The sequence below is a fragment of the Ruegeria faecimaris genome, from assembly GCF_900182615.1.
GTDB classification, from domain to species: Bacteria; Pseudomonadota; Alphaproteobacteria; order Rhodobacterales; family Rhodobacteraceae; genus Ruegeria; species Ruegeria faecimaris.
The window spans coordinates 14,605-34,273 of sequence record NZ_FXTE01000017.1 but is presented as its reverse complement, the minus strand read 5'-3'; the positions used below and the strand labels follow the sequence as shown (position 1 = coordinate 34,273).

Genomic DNA, 19,669 nt, shown 5'->3' with positions numbered 1-19,669 from the left:
CGATGGATCGGGCATCGACCAAACAAATCTGGGAATGGCTGGATGCTGTTCCTGACCCTGAAATTCCGGTGATTTCGGTGGTCGATCTTGGCATTGTGCGCGATGTGCAGTGGCAGGACGAGACGTTGAAGGTGACGGTCACTCCAACCTATTCCGGCTGTCCGGCAACATCCATTATCAGCCTGGATATCGAAACCGCCTTGCACGATCGCGGGATCAGTGACGTGCAGATCGAAACCAGCATCGCCCCGGCCTGGACCACCGACTGGCTCAGCGAAAAGGGCCGCGCCCGGTTGGAAGACTATGGCATCGCCCCGCCGCAACCGGCAGGCGGCCCGGATCGCTGTCCACGCTGCGGCAGCAAAGCGGTCGAGAAGGTCAGCCAGTTCGGTTCGACCCCTTGCAAGGCGCATTGGCGATGCACCGACTGCCTGGAACCATTTGACTATTTCAAGTGCATCTGAGGAGGACCACCGGATGGCACGTTTCCACGACCTGAAAGTCACAGATATCCACAAAACCATTCGCGATGCGGTGGTGGTGACACTGGAACCTGTGAACGGCGCTGTAGATCAGTTCGATTTCACCGCCGGTCAATATCTGACATTTCGTCGCGAATTTGAGGGCGAAGAACTGCGCCGGTCCTACTCGATCTGCGCGGGCAAGGACGAAGGCGTGCTGCAGGTTGGCATCAAACGGGTTGAGGGCGGCGCCTTTTCCGGCTGGGCGAATTCTGAACTGAATGTCGGCGACATCGTCGAGGCCATGCCGCCGATGGGCAGCTTTCATACTCCGATAGATGCGGGTGCGGAAAAGCAATATCTGGGCTTTGCAGGGGGCTCGGGGATTACTCCGGTCCTGTCGATCCTCAAAACGACCCTCGCACAGGAACCGCAATCACGCTTTACCCTTATCTATGCCAATAAGGGCATCAACACGATCATGTTCCGCGAGGATCTCGAAGACCTCAAGAACCTCTATATGGGTCGCCTCAACGTGATCCACGTTCTTGAGACGGATTCACAGGAGATCGAGCTGTTCACCGGTTTGGTAACCCAGGAAAAATGCGCAGAGTTGTTTAAACATTGGGTCGATATCGACCATGTCGACACCGCATTTATCTGCGGCCCGGAACCGATGATGCTGGGCATTGCCGCCGCATTGCGCGAGCACGGTCTGGATGACAGCCAGATCAAGTTCGAGCTGTTCGCCAGCGCTCAGCCCGGACGGGCCAAGGCTAAGCCAATTTCGGCAGAAACGGGTACGCAGGGCAATCAGAGCAGTGCGTCGATCACGCTGGATGGATCCACCCAGACCGTGACCATACCCAAGGACCAATCCATTCTTGAGGCGGCCCTGGCAAACGCTATGGATGCCCCGTTTGCCTGCAAGGCGGGTGTCTGTTCGACCTGCCGCTGCAAGGTGCTTGAGGGTGAGGTCGAGATGCTCGCCAATCACGCGCTGGAAGATTACGAAGTGGAAAAAGGCTATGTGCTAAGCTGCCAGGCCTATCCGGTAACAGACCGCGTGGTCGTCGATTACGACCGGTAGAAAGGGGGCAGATATGTCCGATTCAATGACACTCGACAGCTATCTGGCCGCAGGCGGTGTTCTGACCAACCCATCGAACGTGCCGCCTCGCTATCGGGCCGAGCTGATGAAGCTGATGGCGACATTTGTCGACAGCGAACTGGCTGGGGCTGCCGGGTTTGCCGACATCATCAATCAGGGGCCGGGGATCAAGGAACGGATCGCCGCCGCAAAGATCGTGCTGGAAAAGTCAGACCACGCAAATTGTGTTCTCAGCATCATGGGCGAATTTGGCGCAGATACCGAACGCTATGCCAATCACCATCCTTGGACCATGCGCTTGTCGCGGGATGCGGATATCGGGGCCACCCGGTCCGAGCATGACATGCGTCTGGCGGTGTTCAACTATCCGCTGTCCGGCTGGACAGACGCTGTGGTCATGAACCTGCTGATGAGCCGCGCGGTGGCCGAACAACTGGCCGAGTATTCCACCATCTCGTATCAGCCTCTGGCCGAAGCCTTCCGATCCATCGCCCCGGTCGAGGCACATCATGGCGAGCTGGCGTTGGAAGGGGCGGTCAAACTGATCGGGAACGGTGCGGCGGACGACATGCAGAACTCGGTCACTTACTGGTGGCCTCGGGTTGCGGTGTCCTTCGGCGGCGATGACCCGAAACGGTTCGAGCTGTTGAAATCAATGGGCCTGCGTCGCAACACAAACAGCGCATTGCAGGACCGTTGGGGCCAGACAATGGCTGCAACTCTGGCAACGCTTGGCCTCAAATCGCCTGCTTGACCGGTACCTTCACGCTCTATCCAAAGAGCCGTCCGAACTGAGGGTTGAGGTCCTCAATGCCGGCCAATCGAAGCATATGCCAGGCAAGCGCCTGATTACTGGAAATGACTGGAATCCCGATCTTTTCTTCTGCCTGAACAATGACGTCAAGGCATCGCAGGTTCGTGCAAGAGACAATGACAGCATCGCAGGGCGCTTGAGCCGCGACCTTTTCAATAGCGTCAAGGATCGACCCTTCTGTGATCCGCGCAACAACGCGATCATTTCCTTCCTCGAACGACCCGAAACCTGCGATTTCGAAACCGGCCTGTTCCAGCTTTGTGCGCATCCCAGCGGAAACTTCGGGAATATAGGGGGTGACGAAGCCCAATCGTCGGGCTCCTAAATGCTGACCGGCAGCGATGATTGCCGCCAACGGATCTGTCACACGTGCATCCGGGCAGACCGTCTTTATCACCTTGGCCACATTCTCGGACCCGATCACGGTCGAGGCCGAGGTACAGCCAAATCCGATTGCATCAAAGCTGAGCGATGGTGGCAAAAGCCGTGCCGTCGCAGGCAAGTCCTGTTCCATCCGTGCCAGTGTGTCGGGTCGGATTTCGGGCACCATCGGAATCCGGCTGTGATAGAGCGCGACACCAGCTAGGCACATGATCCGAGAGAATTCGTTCTCTAACGTCTCGTCAGTCTCAAGAACAATCACACCCAGATTGGCGCGGGTGCCAATGCCTTCGTCTGTTTCGAAATCAAGCTTCATGATTGGCCTCAGATGATTGGTAGTTCAGGCGCGGCGCGTTTGGTCAAAAGCTCCGCCCCACTTGCACGTATGACGATGTTCTCTTCGTGCACCATGACCCGACCGTCGCCATAGCCAAGCGATGGTTCAAGGGTCAGTACCATATTTTCGGTGATCTCGGTTGTATCCCAACTGGTGTGCGAGGGCCATTCGGTCAGCTGCATGCCAAGCCCATGACCCAGCCTGCCGACGTCACCACCCTGATCGTCGAGCTCCGTGATCACCTTCTGCATCGCTTGAAACAATTCTCGGCAAGTCGCTCCGGGGCGAGCTGCGGCGATCCCGGCCTCAGTCGCGCGCCAAAGAACATCATATGCACGGCGTGAGGCGTCATCGGCGCGGCCAATGGCCCAATTCCGATCGAAGTCGCAAAAATACCCGTCCCAGTTGGAACCGGTGTCGAGCATCAGCACATCGCCGCGCGCCAGTGGTCGGCGGGACGGGGGCGAGATGACGTCGTGATAGCCGCCCGTATCCGCACCGCCGACCAAATACGGAACATCATCGGCACCCTGCGCCAGCCCTTCGCGCCGAAAGGAGCGGAAAACATCCTCAAGCGGCTGCCCTTCGCGGGCGATTTCGGGCACCTGCTCAAATGTGCGCGACCCGATGGCGCAGATATAGGTGAGTTTTTCGATCTCGGCCTCGGATTTCACCATTCGCAAGCCTCGGACGATCTCGGTCGCGTCAGTGATCTTTAGCCCATTCAGGCCCGCCAACAGCCGCTCATAATCGCCAAGGGGCATCCGTAAATGGGTTTCGTGGCCCTTCATCAGGCCGACAGTCTCGCCGCGGCTGGCAAGCGGCGCCAGCAGATCGGTCAACAGCCCGATACCGTCATCCTTTGGTGCAGGTGCGCCCCAGGTGCGGATATCTGTGACCCAGGTTCGCCGCATAAGGTCTGCGCCGATCTCAGGGATGATTGCGATGGGCTTGCCGGTTGCCGGGATGAACAGGAACCATGGGCGAGTCGGGCTTTGCCAAAACAGCGTGTGGAACCCGCTGAAATAGCGCACATCCGGTTCAGTTGTCAGCAATATGCCCGCCATACCGGTTTCGGCCATCTTTGTCTGCGCCGCTGCGGTACGCGTTGCGAATTCTTGTTGGTCAAAACCACGTCGTGGGGCGTTCATGACTTTTGATCCTTTCGCAGGGGCAACCGGTCCTGAACCAATCGGACCCAGAATTCAGCTCCGATCGGCAGCAGTTCATCATTGAAATCATAGTCAGAAGCATGAAGCGGTTGGCCATGTGGCCCGGTCTCGCCATTGCCCAGCAAAAGGAAACATCCTGGCACGGCGGTCGAAAACTGGGCGAAATCCTCTGAAAAACTCATCGGCTGCCGATCCTTGATCAGGTCACACCCAGCGGCCTCGGCGGCACGATAGACCGCTTGGGCCGGGGCAGCGGCGTTGATGGTCTCGACGAACTGCGTGTCAAAGCTGACCGAGGCCTGAATGCCATGCGCCGCCGCAATCCCCTCGGCGATCTGGCGCATGAACCCTTCGATGGCGCTGCGGTCCTCGGGCGATCTGGCGCGGAAATCTCCTTTGAGAGTGGCGTTGCCCGGTAAGACATTTCGCTGGCCGTCCGTCAGGAATTCGGTCACGGACACTACCGCGCCAGAGGCGGGCGCAAGCTTTCGTGCCACCACGGTCTGCAATGCCACCACAATCTCGGACCCTACGGTAATTGCATCAACGCCGGTTTGTGGCATCGAGGCATGACCGCCCTGGCCTTTAACCGTGATCTCGAACAGGGTTTCACTGTTACAGATAATACCGGTGCGGGTCGAAATCTGACCGGTTGGAGCCCCTGGCAAATTGTGGATTGCATAGATTTCTTCGACCGGAAATTGCTCTAGCACACCGTCGTCGATCATCGCGCGCGCGCCCAGGCCGTGCTCTTCGTTTGGCTGGAATAGAAAAACAACCGTACCGTCAAAGGTAGGTTCTTTCGCCAGACGCTCTGCCGCCCCAAGCAGCATGGTTGTATGTCCATCGTGGCCACAAGCATGCATCACACCGGGTGAGGTAGAGACATAGTCATGGGACGAGGTTTCGGTGATTGGAAGCGCATCCATGTCAGCACGCAGGCCAATGGCTTTGTTGCCACCGCCGGATCGAAGCACACCGACAACGCCTGCGCCTTCGTGCACTTCGATCCCAAGGGCGCGCAGCCGTTCAGCGACAACCGACTTGGTTCGCTTCTCTTGAAAGCCCAGTTCCGGGTGCCTGTGCAAATCCCGCCGAAGCGCGATCATACGGTTTTCTAAATCGCTCATTTCTTCATCCGCGTGTGAGTTGCATCGGTTTTACAGGATAGGGCTGCGTGTTTCGCATCAAATTTCCGACCCTAAAGCAGAAAAAATTGCACAAAAGCGCCAAGTTCAGATCGGAAGTTCCAGACCAATCTTTGTACGGTCCATCGCGACGGATGTGCGAAATCTGCGGACATTCGAGTTATCGAAAAACAAGCGATGGGTCAGGTCCTCGAAATCCTCCATGTCCTGCGCGACGCAGATAAGAACAAAATCGGCATCACCGGTCACATAATAGCATTGCTGAACTTGCGGCTCGTTCCTGGCGCGTTTGCGGAACAGATCGAGTTGCTGAAGCGATTCCCGGTCAAGTTCGACCAGAACAATGAAGGTCATCTTATAGTCAAAGCGCGACGGGTTGAGCACCGCGACCTCTTTCAGGATCAGCCCGGAATCTCGCAACCGCTTGAGCCGCCGCTGCACCGAGGGAACAGAAAGACTGCATTCTTGCGCCAGCTGTTCCAGCCCGATTCGACAATCCCTTTGCAGGGTTCTGAGGATTACCGTGTCTGCATCATCAAGTTGTTGGTTCATGAAAAATCCTCGCGATGGAAGAGGCAGGTTTGAAACATATTATCGAGATTAGGGTCAAATACGATAAATAGAAATAGGTCGATCATGCACAATCTCTGCACATGGAAAAAGCGGATGAAAAATACATGACAGCGACCGACGACCTAAGCTTCGCCCCGGATTTCGTCCGTGCGCAGGAGTTTTTTCAGGGGCAAGAGACCTACGCTGTATCGCCGCTGACTGAAATCACGGGGCCTGATGGTCAGAGCATTCTGGTCAAGAACGAGACAGAGCGTATGGGGCTTGGCGCGTTCAAAGCTTTGGGGGCGCCCTATGCGGTTGCACGCCTTCTCGAGGATGCATGGCTCGAGAATACCGGTGAAACGCTCTCCCTCACGCGGATGAAGGATGCCGCTTTTCGAGAATTCGCATCTGGCCACACATTCGTCTGCGCAAGTGCAGGCAACCACGGAATGGGCGTTGCGGCTGGGGCGCGGGCGATGGGTGCTAAGGCGCGAATTCATCTGGCGCAGACCGTACCGCAAGGGTTCGGCGACCGTCTTAGAACCTTCAGTGCCGAGGTTGTCCGTTCGGGCGATGTTTATGACGAAAGCGTCGCCGCCGCTATTGCTGACGCCAAAACCACCGGTGCCACGCTTTTGGCCGACGGAACCTGGCCTGGTTACACCGAGATTCCGAAACTGGTGATGGAGGGCTATTGCGTCATCGCCGAAGAGTTGCGCGCCCGGTTCGAGGCTTCGGGGCAGTGGCCTACGCATGTCTATCTGCAGGCCGGTGTCGGTGGGTTGGCCGCCGCAATGTCGCATATGATCCGTCTGAACTGGGCGGAACAGCCTGAACTGATCGTTGTCGAACCCGGCGCTGCGTCCTGTTTGCGGGCCAGTCACTTGGCCGGACGGGCCACCCGCAGCGATGGGCCGGATTCGAATATGGGTCGGCTTGACTGCAAGGCACCGTCGATCGTGGCCTGGGATGTGCTCGAGCGCTGCGGCGTGAGCTACGAAACCCTTTCCGAAGAAGAAGGCCAGGCAGCCGCAGAAGCTGTCACAGCACTTGGAATCGCGACCACGCCGTCAGGCGCGGCCGGTTACGGCGCCCTGTGCAAGAGAACCAACCAGCAGGCGAGGACGCAGGATTTACGTCCTCTTGTCATCATCTCAGAAGGGCTCGCATGAGCGGGCAAGAAAGGACTAACAGAATGACATCCATTTTTAGCAAGCTGATAACCTCGGCGGTTTTCGCGGCAGGTCTGTCGACTGCTGCCTTTGCGGACACCTGGAAATTCGCCTCGGAAGAGGACAAAGGCGACGTACAGGATATCTTTGCACAGGCCTTCGCCGAAAGTGTCAAGGAGCAGTCCAATGGCGACATCAAAGTGCGCATCTACTACTATGGTCAGTTGGGTACCGAGAACGATATTGTCGAGCTGACATCTAAGGGTACGGTCCAGTTCGTATCGGTGGGCACCGGTCACCTGGGGTCTTATGTGCCCGAGGCGCAGGTTCTTGATCTTCCCTATGTTCTGGGCGGTGATATCGACGTGATCCGCGAGGTTCTGACCACCAGCCCGACCATCTACGAAGACCTCAGCGAGAAATTCGAGAAGGTGAACCTCAAGCTGCTCACTATGATCTCGGAAGGCGACATGGCCTGGGGCGCCAACAAGGCGATCCGCAGCCCGGCGGATTTTGAAGGCCAGAAAATCCGTACCTTCACCTCGACCATTCCGGTGGAAACCTTCAAGGCGTTTGGCGCTAACCCGACTCCTTTGTCCTGGGGCGAGGTCTATGGCGCGCTGCAGTTGAAGACCGTCGATGGCATGGTGAACCCGATCTATTTCATCTACAACGCCAAGTGGCATGAGGTTCAGGATTACCTGATCTTCCCCGGCCAGCTTCCTTACGTCGGCACTGTTTCCACCAACAGCGATTGGTTCAACGGCCTGCCTGCAGATCAGCAGGAAATGGTCAAGAACGCTATCGCCAAGGGTGAGCAGGCTGCGCATGACTATCAGATCAAGATCAACTTGGAAAACATGGAAAAGATCAAGGCAGAGCGCCCCGATCTGCAGGTCATTGTCCTGACCGAGGACGAGCGCGCTGTCTTTGAAGCCCAAAGCGCCACATTGCATGAAACATTCTTCGATGTGGTCGAAAACGCCTATGACGACGCCGAGAAACCTGCGGCCCGCGCGCAAGCCCAGAAGATCCTCGACGGCCTGCTTAACGAGGTGAGCAATGCGTCGCAATAAAAGCTGACATCACTGAAAGGCGCGGCGTCTCATCCAGGCGTCGCGTCTTTCATTTACGGAACGCTGACTGGCGGGCCGAGGGAGGGAAAATCATGAGAAGCGCATTGGTCGCCCTAAGTAGGGGCACCGAGTTCATCGAGAAATTCGTTATCATTCTGGCCATATTGTTGATGATGGTGAATTCGACCGCTAACGCCATTGGCCGCTACGCCTTTGGCAAAAGCCTGTTCTTCTCGGAAGAGCTGAACCAGTTTCTGATTGTCAGCGTGACCTTTTTTGGATTTGCCTATGCGGTTCGGAAAGGTCGGAACATTCGGATGACGGCGGTTTATGACACGCTGTCCCGTCGGTCCAAGAAAGTGATCCTGACGCTGATTTCGATCACGACCAGCATGCTGCTGGCCTTTTTGGCCTATAAGTCCGTGTTCTACGTGCTTGAGATCAAAGAGCTGAACCGTCTGAGCCCGGCGCTGCAGTTTCCGGTCTATATCATCTACTCTGTGATCCCGGTCGGCCTGTTTATGGCCAGCCTGCAATATCTGATCGCATTCATCATGAATGTCACTCATGTCGGCATCTGGCACTCGTACGAGGTCGAGGACAATGACGCAGTGGATGTAGGAGTCTGAGATGCCCGGATTCCTTGATTTCCTTGGCGATGTCATAGCTGGTGAGTTGGATATCTATGTCATCACCTTTGCTCTGGTCGTGGCGATGGTGGTTCTGCTGTTCCTCAGCTACCCGATGGTTGTTCCGCTAGCGGTTGCCACGCTGATTGGCCTTGTTCATTTCTCGCAAAGCGATACTGGCGTCATCATCCAGCAGATGGTCACTGGCATTTCGCCAAACGCGCTGATCGCTGTGCCGATGTTCATATTCGCCGCCGATATCATGGCGAGAGGTCATACGGCCAATAATCTGCTTGGGCTGATCGAAGCCTTTGTCGGTCACCGCCGAGCCGGATTGCCGATCACGGCCTGCATCAGTTGCACATTGTTCGGCTCGGTTTCGGGTTCGACTCAGGCGACCGTGGTTTCGATTGGTCAGATCATGCGGCCAAAGCTGCTGAAGGCCGGTTACAAGGACAGTTTTGTCATGGCGTTGATCATCAATGCTAGCGACATCGCCTTCCTTATCCCTCCAAGCATCGGGATGATCCTATATGGCACGCTGGCCAATACCAGCGTGGGCGAGCTGTTCATTGCAGGAATTGGTCCGGGCGTTGTTCTGGCGCTGATGTTTTCGGTCTATTGCTATTTTTACAGCGTCCTGCAGGGCGATCTGATCGCGCGGGTGCCAAAGAAATCCGGTGCCGAGCGGCGCGCAGCGTTTCGCAAGGCCATACTGCCGCTTGGTTTCCCGGTCCTGATCGTCGGCGGTATCTACACCGGCGCAGTGACCCCGACCGAAGCAGCCTCGTTTTCGGTGCTTTATGCGCTGATCGTCGAATGCGTGATTTATAGGGAACTGAAACTCAACGACGTTTTGGATTCCGCTCTCAGCACAGGATTGATTACGGCGGTTGTGTTCATCCTTGTCGGGATCGGTCAGGCGTTTTCCTGGTATATTTCCTTCGAACAGATTCCACAGGGCCTGTTAGAGCCGCTGAACCTGGAAGGCGCGTCGCAGGAATACATCCTGTTCATTATCGCGCTGTGCTTCTTCGTGGGATGTATGTTCGTCGACTCGCTGGTCGTGCTTGTCATCCTTACGCCAATCTTCGTTCCGATCGTGGATGCCTCGGGGATTGATCCGGTTCTTGTCGGGGTTATGGTGACGCTGCAGATGGCCATCGGATCAGCAACACCGCCGTTTGGCTGCGATATCTTCACTGCAATCGCGATTTTCAACAGACCTTATCTTGAGGTGATCCGGGGCACTTTGCCGTTCTTCGCGATCCTGGCGCTGATGACGGCTATGCTGATCCACTTCCCGGGTATCGCGCTATTCCTTAGGGATCTGGCGGCGTTTTGACAAAATGAATGACGGATGGCCGGTTGATTTGAATCGGCCATCCAAACTTGATCCGTAGATCAGCGCCCAATACCGACGTAACTATCGAAGCCGGATTTCTTGACGGCGGGTTCGGAATAGATATTGCGCAGATCGACCATTCGGGGGGATTTCATCGTGCCAGCTAGTTCGCTCAGATTGAGCGCACGGAACTCGTTCCATTCGGTCAACAGCACAACGACATCCGCATCTGCAGCAGCAGCATAGGGATCTTCGCACCATTCGACGCCGGGCAGCAGGGCCTCACCTTCGGAACGCCCCTGAGGGTCGACAACCCGCACCGTTGCCCCACCACCGATCAGTGCAGGCACTATAGTTAACGAGGGGGCATCACGCATATCGTCGGTATTGGGTTTGAAGGTCACGCCCAGAACAGCGATCGTTTTTCCATTGAAACTGTCGTCGCAGACATCTCGGATTTTCTGGATCATCCGTTTCTTGACCTCGTCATTCACCCGGATGACGGTTTCGGTGATCTGCATCGGGTGGGCATGTTCCTGACCGATCCGGGCCAAAGCGGCGGTGTCTTTTGGAAAGCACGATCCGCCATATCCCGGACCTGCATGTAGGAATTTATTGCCAATGCGCCCATCCAGACCGATGCCTCGGGCGACCTCTTTCACGTCGCCGCCAACACGTTCGCACAGGCCTGCGATCTCATTTATAAAGGTGATCTTGGTCGCAAGAAACGCGTTAGCGGCGTATTTGATCATCTCTGCGCTTTCCAGATCAGTGGTCAGGATCGGGAAGTCCCGCAGGTAAAGCGGGCGGTATATTTCCGCCATTACATCGGCGGCGCGGTCTGATTCAACGCCGACAACCACACGATCCGGGCGCATGAAATCATCAATGGCGGCCCCTTCGCGCAGGAATTCAGGGTTCGAGGCGACGTCGAATTCGGCCTTCGGGTTGGCGGCAGAAATGACCTGATGCACCTTGCGATTGGTGCCAACTGGAACGGTCGATTTGGTTACCACCACAGTGTAGCCCGTAATCGCATGCGCAATTTCTTCTGCGGCGGCCATCACATAAGTCAGATCGGCGTGACCGTCCCCGCGACGTGTGGGCGTGCCCACGGCAATAAAAACAGCATCCGCACCATCCACTGCTGCGGCCAGGTCCGTGGAAAAGCTGAGCCGACCAGCGGCTACGTTTTTGGCCATCAGGACGTCAAGCCCGGGCTCATATATCGGGACTTCGCCAGCCTGCAGCATCTCAATTTTCTGTTCGGCCTTGTCGACGCAAATGACATCATGGCCGAAATCGGAAAAACATACCCCGGACACCAAACCTACATAGCCGGTTCCGATCATCGCAATACGCATACTAAAATACCCTTCTTAACAAATACCGCCTTTGGCGCGCACACATTCGAAGAAAGTTCCGCCGGTTTCAATGCCTGTCAGCGTGCTTGGGTTGCATTCCGGGGATTCTTGCTGTTTTTGGGTCGGCAATCATACACATTTGTTTTCGTAGGGCGGAACTATGACAAAAACGGCATTAATCACCGGGATTACCGGACAAGACGGATCGTATCTGGCCGAGTTTTTGTTGGAAAAAGGTTATGAAGTTCACGGCATTAAGCGCCGCGCGTCCTCATTCAACACGCAACGCATCGACCACATCTATCAAGACCCACACGTTCCCAATCCCAAACTGCACCTGCACTATGGTGATCTGAGCGATACGTCTAACCTGACGCGAATCATTCGCGAAGTGCAGCCGGACGAGGTCTATAACCTTGGCGCACAGTCCCATGTGGCCGTCAGTTTTGAATCCCCGGAATACACTGCGGATGTGGATGCCATTGGTACTTTGCGTTTGCTGGAAGCGATACGTTTTCTCGGGCTCGAGAAAAAGACACGCTTCTATCAGGCCTCGACCTCGGAACTCTACGGTCTGGTGCAAGAGACTCCGCAACGCGAAACCACCCCGTTCCACCCAAGGTCACCTTATGCGGTTGCCAAACTCTATTCTTACTGGATCACGGTTAATTACCGTGAGGCCTATGGCATGTATGCCTGTAACGGGATCCTGTTTAACCACGAAAGCCCGCGCCGGGGCGAAACTTTTGTTACCCGCAAGATCACACGCGGTTTGGCAAATATTGCGCAAGGACTGGAAAGTTGCCTGTACATGGGCAATATCGACAGTCTGCGGGATTGGGGCCACGCGAAGGACTATGTGCGGATGCAATGGCTGATGCTGCAGCAGGACAATCCTGAGGATTTCGTGATTGCGACCGGGGTTCAGTATTCGGTACGACAGTTCATTGAATGGTCGGCAGCCGAGCTTGGCGTTTCACTGGAATTCACCGGGTCAGGCGTTGACGAAACCGCGACTGTCGTTTCGATCGAGGGGGACAAAGCCCCGGGATTGAAACCCGGTGACGTCGTAATGCGGATAGACCCACAATATTTTCGCCCGGCCGAGGTCGAAACCCTTCTGGGCGATCCCTCAAACGCCAAGAACAAACTGGGTTGGGTACCAGAACTGACCGTGCAGGAAATGTGCGCTGAGATGGTGACCGAAGACCTGAAGACGGCCAAACGTCACGCGCTTTTGAAAGAGCACGGGTTTGAGCTGCCAATGAGCCTGGAAAACGGCTGAGGAGGCCCTCATGCGTAAGATCTATGTTGCCGGGCATCGTGGTATGGTTGGCGGCGCAATCCTGCGCCGTTTGCAAAACCGCAAGGACGAAGGCGAAGAGCTGGAGTTGATCACGCGCAGGCATTCCGAACTGGATCTAACCGACCAATCCGCCGTGCGTGATTTTATGCAGACTGAGCGTCCGGATATGGTGATCCTAGCCGCGGCCAAGGTCGGTGGGATTCACGCGAATAACACGTACCCCGCAGATTTCATTTACCAAAACCTGATGATTGAATGCAACGTGATCCATCAGGCTTTTGCAGCGGGGGTAAAGCATTTGCTGCAGTTGGGTAGTTCGTGCATTTACCCACGGGCTGTCCCTCAGCCCATGCGTGAAGACGCTTTGCTGACCGGCGTGCTGGAACCCACCAACGAACCCTATGCGGTTGCGAAGATCGCCGGGATCAAGCTGTGCGAAAGCTATAATCGCCAACATGGTGTCGATTACCGGTCGGTTATGCCGACCAATCTTTACGGACCCGGAGACAATTTTCACCCCGAAAACAGCCATGTCCTGCCGGCCCTGATCCGCAGATTCCACGAGGCACAACGCGACGGGCTGGAAGAAGTGGTGATCTGGGGCACAGGAAAACCGCGGCGCGAGTTTTTGCATGTCGATGATATGGCCGAGGCGTCCTTGTTTGTGCTCGACTTACCGCGCGATATCTACGACGCGAATACCCAGCCGATGCTGAGCCATATCAATGTGGGATGCGGCGAAGATATCTCAATCGCTGAGCTGGCGGCCCTAGTGGCCGGAACAACCGGATTCACGGGTAAGATCACTCAGGATGTCAGCAAGCCTGACGGGACACTGCGCAAGTTGATGGATGTGTCCCGACTGGCAGATATGGGGTGGCGCGCACGCGTTGGACTCGAAGATGGTATCCGCGAGACCTATGCGTGGTTTCTGGAGCAGGCAGACACCGATTTGCGCGCCAAATGACCGCCTGGGCATAGCTCCGGACGGTCTAAAGCTCAGAACCAGCGACCGGTTGCGATTACCGTTGGGGACAGGCTGCTTGTGTCCGAGGATGCCGATAGAACCTTAAAGGGCACTTGTGTTTCAGTGGCCGCGCCCAAACCTATAAACCGGCTTGTCGCGCCGCCACTGCCACCGACCGAGGGTGAGGTTCCGGACGCAAAGGCTGCGGGAAAGCTCCAGGCGGTCTCGGCGCTGGAATACAGCGATCCTTCGGCGTTCACGCAATCGGTGGCCGTCAGAACGCCCGTGCAGATTTGTGTACCATCCGCAAACCGGACGTATTCGCCATTGGCGGTTGATCCGCGTTCGACGACCGCGCCGGTTGGCACCCCGGCGGTTTCTGACACAGAGCCCAGCAGGTTTCCGGGGCAGTAGCCATAGTCGGCCCGCATCAGGCGACCTGCGGTGATGTCTTCGGCATCGTTTTGAATGGCAGAGCCTGAGGCTGTTCCGGTGGCTGGGTCAAAGCTCAGCGCCTCGGTCCAGGATCCGCCATCAGCCGAGACTTTGATGGAAAAACCGGTGTTGCCGGACAATCCCATCTCCGCATGACCGACCCAGTTTGACTGGAACAAAAGCGAGGCGGTATCCCCGGCCGCTGCCTTGTTGATCTTCAACTGGTGCCCCGCCCCGTCATGGCTGAGCAACGTCGCAGGCGACCGGACCGATAGCCGATTGGTGCTATCATACCCGGTTGCGATACCCAACCCGTCCAGGTTTTGGGTCGCGACCTGAGGTTCGGACCAGTCTGCGCCGTCCCAGATCTTCAACCGGTTGGCCTGTTCATCCCAGGCCCGCCAGCCGATTCCCGGGGTCACAAAGTGCCAGGCGTCATCCAACCAGGCCGCAAGGGCGCCCGGCTGCGCGGCCCAATCCCCGGTAGGGTTGGCACCAAGCGCGTGAATCTCGCCCTGTTCCGGCACCGCAGGCGGCACCGAGGCGTTTGTCGACGCTACGCTCAGCTGGACAATCAGGTCCAGAGCACGCAGCGCCTCGTTATGGGTGACGTGTTTCTGGGCCTGCGAAGGTTGCAGGAAAGGTAAATCCAATCTGGGTGAGTTTTGTGACACGGGTGGCGTCCTCCTGTAGCTGTCGGTCCGACTATTGCATTGCGCGCCACATTGCCGTGCCCAGGATGAATCCGGTCTGATCTGACCGAACGTTCGAATAATCATTTGCTAACGTTTGGAGGATTCCATGGGGCGTAGCCAAAGGTCAGGATTCAACGAAAAAGGGCAGCCGAAGCTGCCCTTAAGTTTACCAATCACCGCTAAAGGTTAGCTGCGGGCGTACACATCCTCGTACCGGATGATGTCGTCCTCACCCAGATAAGACCCGGTCTGGACCTCGATCAGAACCATCGGCACCTTGCCCGGATTCTCCATCCGATGAACGGCGCCGAGCGGGATGTAGACAGATTGGTTTTCAGAGATCAGGCGCACATCTTCGTCGATCGTAACTTTTGCCGTGCCCTGAACAACGATCCAGTGTTCAGACCGGTGGTGATGGGATTGCAGGCTTAGTGAGGCGCCGGGGTGAACGTGTATGCGTTTGACCTGGAACCGATCCCCGATGACCAGGCTTTCGAACCAGCCCCAAGGGCGATGATCGACCGGCAGCGATTCCGCTTGTTTGGCGCCTTTGGCCTTCAGGGCCGCAACCGCCTGTTTGACGTCCTGAGCCTTGTCCATGCTGGCCACCAAAACCGCATCGGGCATGGCGACCGCAATCATGTTTTCCAGACCCATCGCAACAACTTCTTGCGTGGGGGTTTCTGAACGCACCAATACGTTCCGGCAGTCAATGGTGGTAACCTGGCCCGTAGTGGCAACGCCATCGGCGTCTGGATTGCTCAGCTCTTGAACTGCCGACCAGCTGCCGACATCCGACCAGCCCGACGCATAGGGTACGACGCTCAGATTGCGGGCTTTCTCCATGACCGCGTAGTCGATCGAGATATCCTCGACCGTGCCCCAGGCTTGGGGGTCGAGGCGCAGAAACCCGAGGTCGGCCTTTGCCTCACGGACGGCCTTGCCGACCGGGTCCAGCAGTGCGGACGCATGTTCTTTGAATGCAGCGATTATGTCTTTGACCGCGAAAAGAAATATCCCCGAATTCCAAAGATAGCTGCCATCGGCGATCATGGCTTGGGCATTCTGCAGATCAGGCTTTTCGACAAAACGGTCCAGCGCAATGGCGGTGTTGCCCGTATCTGGGGCATGGCTGAGCTTGAGATATCCATAGCCGGTTTCCGGCCGGTCCGGAGTGATCCCGAAAGTGACGAGATCCCCACGATCCGAAATCGCGCGCGCGCCTTCGGTAACTGCCTGATGAAAAGCAGCTTTGTCCGGGATGACATGGTCCGATGGGGCGACAAGCATGATCGCATCCGGGTTGCTGGCGGCCAGATACAACGCGGCGGCCAGAACCGCTGGTGCTGTGTTGCGCCCTTCGGGTTCGATCAGAATGGGGCCCGGATCTATGCCAATCGCGCCCAGTTGTTCCGGAACCACAAAACGGAATGCATCATTGGTAAGGATCAGCGGCTTGGCATAAGGCGCGTCCTTGGGTCCCTGCATTCGTTCAGCACAATCCTGAAGCAGGCTTGAATCACCGATCAGAGGGACGAACTGCTTGGGGTAACTTTTGCGCGACAGGGGCCACAGTCGGGTGCCGGACCCTCCGCAGAGTATGATGGGATGGATGGTGGTCATTGCGGCTTGCCTCGAAGGTTCTTGGACTTTGTCACTTTAGAAACGACATGCTGAAGGTTGCGGGCGCTATTGAGCGGCCTTCCCGGCGGCGGCTATCTCGTTCAGATACTGGCTCAGGTCATCACGCAGATCGCTACGGGCCAGCGCAAAGGCAACAGTTGCCTGGAGGAACCCGGCTTTCGAGCCGCAATCAAATCGCTGGCCGTCGAATTTATAGCCAAACACGGGCACACCGTTACAGATGTCTTCTGCGATAGCATCGGTCAGCTGAATCTCACCGCCACTGCCTGTTTTCTTTTGGTTGAGATTGTACAGCACTGACGGCCCCAGAATATACCGACCGATAACGGCCAGGTTCGAGGGGGCTTCTTCCGGCTTGGGCTTTTCAACCATTCCTCTGGCGCGTACCACGGAGCCGACGTTTTCGCCTACATCCAGAACGCCATAGGAACTGGTTTTTTCGTTTGGCACTTCCATCGTTGCGACCATATTGCCGCCGGTTTCCTCATAGGCTTCGACCATCTGCTGCAGACAGGGTTTATCAGCAGCAATGACGTCATCAGGCAACATTACTGCAAATGGCTCGTCGCCGATCAGACGGCGGGCACACCAGACTGCGTGGCCCAGACCAAGCGCCTTGTGCTGGCGGATATAGGCGATGGCGCCGCTTTCCATATTCGTTGCATTCAGCGCCTCAAGCAGGTCATCCTTGCCCTTGGCCTTGAGCTCTTGTTCCAGCACGAGGTTGTGATCAAAGTAATCTTCCAGCGCAGATTTGCCACGCGAAGTTACAAAGATGAATTCGGTAATACCTGCGGCGCGGGCTTCGTCGATTGCGTATTGAACCAAAGGACGGTCAACCAGTGTCATGATCTCTTTGGGGACGGATTTTGTCGCTGGGAGAAAACGCGTGCCCAATCCCGCAACGGGGAAAATCGCCTTGGTGACCTTGCGTACCATGTTACCTCTCAAATTCAATTCTTGCCCGACCGCGTAGGGCAGGCCGGGGTTTCCTATTAGGCTGCGCAGTCAGAACAATCAATGACATCGCGGCCGCAGTCTAAAATCTGACAGGAAGGTGCCACCGGGGGTAGGGGAAGTCAAAACGAACCGCCGTTTGATGCCTTTGAAACCCGTCATTTACCGGTGTTTTGTTGTACAATCCGGCCCTTCGTCCATTCATTGGCAAGAATGCGCCAAGAATCGTCATGAAGTCGTGCAAAGCCAAACCTGTCCCCGAGGCTGTTCATGCGGCCTCGGGGACAGGGAATTTATGTGTTCGCCAGGATTGTCTCAAGCGGATCATGCTCGGCCACGAAATGGTTTGGTGCGACCTCGTTGAGCTGTGGAACATAATCGTTCTGACCGGCCGATAGCCGGCTGGGCAAGAACCTGAGCGCCGCTTTCGGGTCCATCGGCGAAGGCAGCTCTCCCGGCAATTTGAGGCGCTGGCGTTGCCGTTCCACATCCGGATCGGGGATCGGGACCGCCGAGATCAGCGATTTGGTATAGGGGTGCAGAGGCTGCGAACAGATCACCTCTCCATCTCCCAATTCGACGATGCGCCCCAGATACAGTACCATGATCCGGTTTGACACTGTCCGTACCACGGACAGGTCGTGGCTGATGAAAATCATCGACAGCCCGAATTCCTGCTGCAGCTCTTTCAAAAGCTCTACGATCTGGGCCTGGATCGACACGTCCAAAGCCGAGACCGCCTCGTCACAAATGATCAGCTTGGGCTTGTTGATCATCGCCCGCGCGATCCCGACACGCTGGTTCTGCCCACCGGACAGCTCGTGCGGATAGCGGTTGATCATGTTGGCCTGCAGGCCGACCCGCTCCATCATTTCCCCGACCATTTTCTTGCGCTCACGCTCTGTCAGATCCGGGCGATAGGTTTTCAGAGGTTCGGCGATAGAGGCCGAGATGGTCATCCGCGGATCGAGGCTGGCCAGCGGATCCTGGAACACAATCTGCAGGTCCTTGCGGTACTTGTTCAGCTCGGCCCGCTTTAGCCCGACTATCGGATGGCCCAGCCAGCTGACATTGCCACTGCTGGGTTCGATCAGCTGCAGAACCGCCCGCGCCAGTGTGGATTTGCCACAGCCGGATTCACCCACAACGCCCAGCGTCTCGCCCTTACGGATGTCAAAGCTGACACCGTCCACAGCTTTCAGCGGTACTTTGCGCCCGAACAACCCGCCCGACACGTGGATCGGGAAATGCACTTTCACGTCATCGACCCTAAGCAAAGGTGCGTCGGTTTCTTCCAGTGCTTTTGGCGCGTCACCAGCATCAATGCGCGGCATCGCTTCAAGCAGGGTGCGGGTGTATTCATGCTGCGGCGCGCGGAAGATCTCGCGTGTGTCCCCGGCCTCAACAAACTGACCCAGACGCATGACCTGAATGCGGTCACACATCCGTGCCACCACGCCCATGTCATGCGTGATCAGCGCAATGGCAGTGCCTTCGTCTTTTTGCAGGTGCACCATCAAGTCCAGGATGTCGGCCTGGACCGTCACATCCAGCGCCGTGGTCGGTTCATCGGCGATCAGCAGCTTTGGGCTGCACAACATCGACATGGCGATCATGACACGTTGGCGCATGCCCCCCGACAATTCGTGCGGGTATTGATCCAGACGACGGTTTGCCTCTGGGATGCGGACCCGGTCCAACCACTCCAGACAGCGCGCCCGAGCGGCCGAACCCTGCAACCCTTCGTGAACCTGCAGAACCTCACGCATTTGCTGCCCGACCCGCAGATGCGGGGTCAGGGCGGTCAGCGGATCCTGAAAGATCATGCCGACGTCATCGCCGCGGATCTGGTTCAGCTTGTTGATCGGCAGATTCAGGATTTCCTTGCCGTTCAGCGTGGCCGAACCGATTGCACGACCCGCTGAAGGCAACAGCCCCATTGCGGCCATGAAAGTCTGGCTTTTGCCGGACCCGCTTTCGCCCACAATACCAAGGCATTCGCCCGGATTTATGTCAAAGCTGATGCCTTTGACGGCCTCGACCACACCATCGGGGGTGTCGAACTGGACGCTTAGGTCCTTAACAGAGAACAAGCTCATA

The 19,669-nt window shown here is 56.8% G+C and carries 18 protein-coding genes; 9 read left to right on the top strand and 9 right to left on the bottom strand.

Annotated features, from left to right (window positions below):
- Positions 1-2 precede the first annotated feature (2 nt).
- Genes paaD through FN806_RS18480 form a run of 3 tightly spaced genes read left to right on the top strand, consistent with a single transcriptional unit; the run spans position 3 to position 2,326 of the window.
- The gene (paaD, locus tag FN806_RS18490; RefSeq protein ID WP_142639942.1) at positions 3-464 is read left to right on the top strand and encodes a 1,2-phenylacetyl-CoA epoxidase subunit PaaD; all 462 of its coding nucleotides are present in this window, start codon (positions 3-5) and stop codon (positions 462-464) included.
- A gap of 13 nt (positions 465-477) precedes the next feature.
- The gene (locus tag FN806_RS18485; RefSeq protein WP_142639866.1) at positions 478-1,551 is read left to right on the top strand and encodes a 2Fe-2S iron-sulfur cluster-binding protein; all 1,074 of its coding nucleotides are present in this window, start codon (positions 478-480) and stop codon (positions 1,549-1,551) included.
- 13 nt (positions 1,552-1,564) lie between these two features.
- The gene (locus FN806_RS18480) at positions 1,565-2,326 is read left to right on the top strand and encodes a Phenylacetic acid catabolic protein (protein WP_142639864.1); all 762 of its coding nucleotides are present in this window, start codon (positions 1,565-1,567) and stop codon (positions 2,324-2,326) included.
- A 16-nt stretch (positions 2,327-2,342) separates the two neighbouring features.
- On the opposite strand, the gene FN806_RS18475 is transcribed toward FN806_RS18480, so the two are convergent.
- The 4 genes from FN806_RS18475 to FN806_RS18460 form a co-directional block, all read right to left on the bottom strand.
- Positions 2,343-3,083 (bottom strand): maleate cis-trans isomerase family protein, encoded by a 741-nt coding sequence (locus tag FN806_RS18475; protein ID WP_142639862.1) that lies wholly within the window; start codon positions 3,081-3,083, stop codon positions 2,343-2,345.
- Between the two features lie 8 nt (positions 3,084-3,091).
- Positions 3,092-4,255, bottom strand: coding sequence for a M24 family metallopeptidase (locus FN806_RS18470; protein WP_142639861.1), 1,164 nt, complete (start codon positions 4,253-4,255; stop codon positions 3,092-3,094).
- Positions 4,252-5,406: an amidohydrolase gene (locus tag FN806_RS18465; protein ID WP_142639859.1), complete on the bottom strand. Its 1,155-nt coding sequence runs from the start codon at positions 5,404-5,406 to the stop codon at positions 4,252-4,254. Before FN806_RS18465 ends, FN806_RS18470 begins: the two co-directional genes overlap by 4 nt.
- A 105-nt stretch (positions 5,407-5,511) precedes the next feature.
- A complete protein-coding gene (locus FN806_RS18460) occupies positions 5,512-5,976 on the bottom strand; it encodes an Lrp/AsnC family transcriptional regulator (RefSeq protein WP_142639857.1) in 465 nt (154 codons plus the stop codon).
- Positions 5,977-6,101: 125 nt separating this feature from the next.
- Here FN806_RS18460 and FN806_RS18455 point away from each other — a divergent pair, with 125 nt between their 5' ends.
- The 4 genes from FN806_RS18455 to FN806_RS18440 all read left to right on the top strand — a co-directional run bounded on the left by FN806_RS18455 (position 6,102) and on the right by FN806_RS18440 (position 10,201).
- Entirely contained in the window at positions 6,102-7,151 is a 1,050-nt protein-coding gene (locus FN806_RS18455; protein ID WP_142639855.1) for a pyridoxal-phosphate dependent enzyme, read from the top strand.
- A gap of 23 nt (positions 7,152-7,174) precedes the next feature.
- On the top strand, positions 7,175-8,227 hold the full coding sequence (locus tag FN806_RS18450; RefSeq protein WP_142639853.1) for a TRAP transporter substrate-binding protein: 1,053 nt from the start codon (positions 7,175-7,177) through the stop codon (positions 8,225-8,227).
- Positions 8,228-8,319: 92 nt separating this feature from the next.
- Entirely contained in the window at positions 8,320-8,856 is a 537-nt protein-coding gene (locus FN806_RS18445) for a TRAP transporter small permease (RefSeq protein ID WP_142639851.1), read from the top strand.
- Between the two features lie 61 nt (positions 8,857-8,917).
- A complete protein-coding gene (locus FN806_RS18440) occupies positions 8,918-10,201 on the top strand; it encodes a TRAP transporter large permease (protein WP_221929501.1) in 1,284 nt (427 codons plus the stop codon).
- Positions 10,202-10,260: 59 nt separating this feature from the next.
- Here the strand turns inward: FN806_RS18440 and FN806_RS18435 are convergent, their stop codons facing one another.
- Positions 10,261-11,565, bottom strand: a complete 1,305-nt coding sequence (locus FN806_RS18435; RefSeq protein WP_142639848.1) for a UDP-glucose dehydrogenase family protein — start codon at positions 11,563-11,565, stop codon at positions 10,261-10,263.
- Positions 11,566-11,725: 160 nt separating this feature from the next.
- Here FN806_RS18435 and gmd point away from each other — a divergent pair, with 160 nt between their 5' ends.
- Both gmd and fcl read left to right on the top strand, forming a co-directional pair.
- A complete protein-coding gene (gene gmd, locus FN806_RS18430) occupies positions 11,726-12,850 on the top strand; it encodes a GDP-mannose 4,6-dehydratase (protein WP_142639846.1) in 1,125 nt (374 codons plus the stop codon).
- Between the two features lie 10 nt (positions 12,851-12,860).
- Entirely contained in the window at positions 12,861-13,838 is a 978-nt protein-coding gene (gene fcl / locus FN806_RS18425; RefSeq protein ID WP_142639844.1) for a GDP-L-fucose synthase, read from the top strand.
- A 32-nt stretch (positions 13,839-13,870) separates the two neighbouring features.
- Here the strand turns inward: fcl and FN806_RS18420 are convergent, their stop codons facing one another.
- The 4 genes from FN806_RS18420 to FN806_RS20750 form a co-directional block, all read right to left on the bottom strand.
- Entirely contained in the window at positions 13,871-14,947 is a 1,077-nt protein-coding gene (locus tag FN806_RS18420) for a DUF2793 domain-containing protein (RefSeq protein ID WP_142639842.1), read from the bottom strand.
- Positions 14,948-15,154: 207 nt separating this feature from the next.
- Positions 15,155-16,591, bottom strand: coding sequence for a mannose-1-phosphate guanylyltransferase/mannose-6-phosphate isomerase (locus tag FN806_RS18415; protein WP_142639840.1), 1,437 nt, complete (start codon positions 16,589-16,591; stop codon positions 15,155-15,157).
- Positions 16,592-16,657: 66 nt separating this feature from the next.
- Positions 16,658-17,551 (bottom strand): UTP--glucose-1-phosphate uridylyltransferase GalU, encoded by an 894-nt coding sequence (galU, locus tag FN806_RS18410; protein WP_142639838.1) that lies wholly within the window; start codon positions 17,549-17,551, stop codon positions 16,658-16,660.
- A 311-nt stretch (positions 17,552-17,862) separates the two neighbouring features.
- Positions 17,863-19,668 carry an ABC transporter ATP-binding protein gene (locus FN806_RS20750; protein ID WP_142639836.1) on the bottom strand — a complete coding sequence of 602 codons (1,806 nt, stop codon included), beginning with the start codon at positions 19,666-19,668 and terminating at the stop codon, positions 17,863-17,865.
- Position 19,669 lies beyond the last annotated feature (1 nt).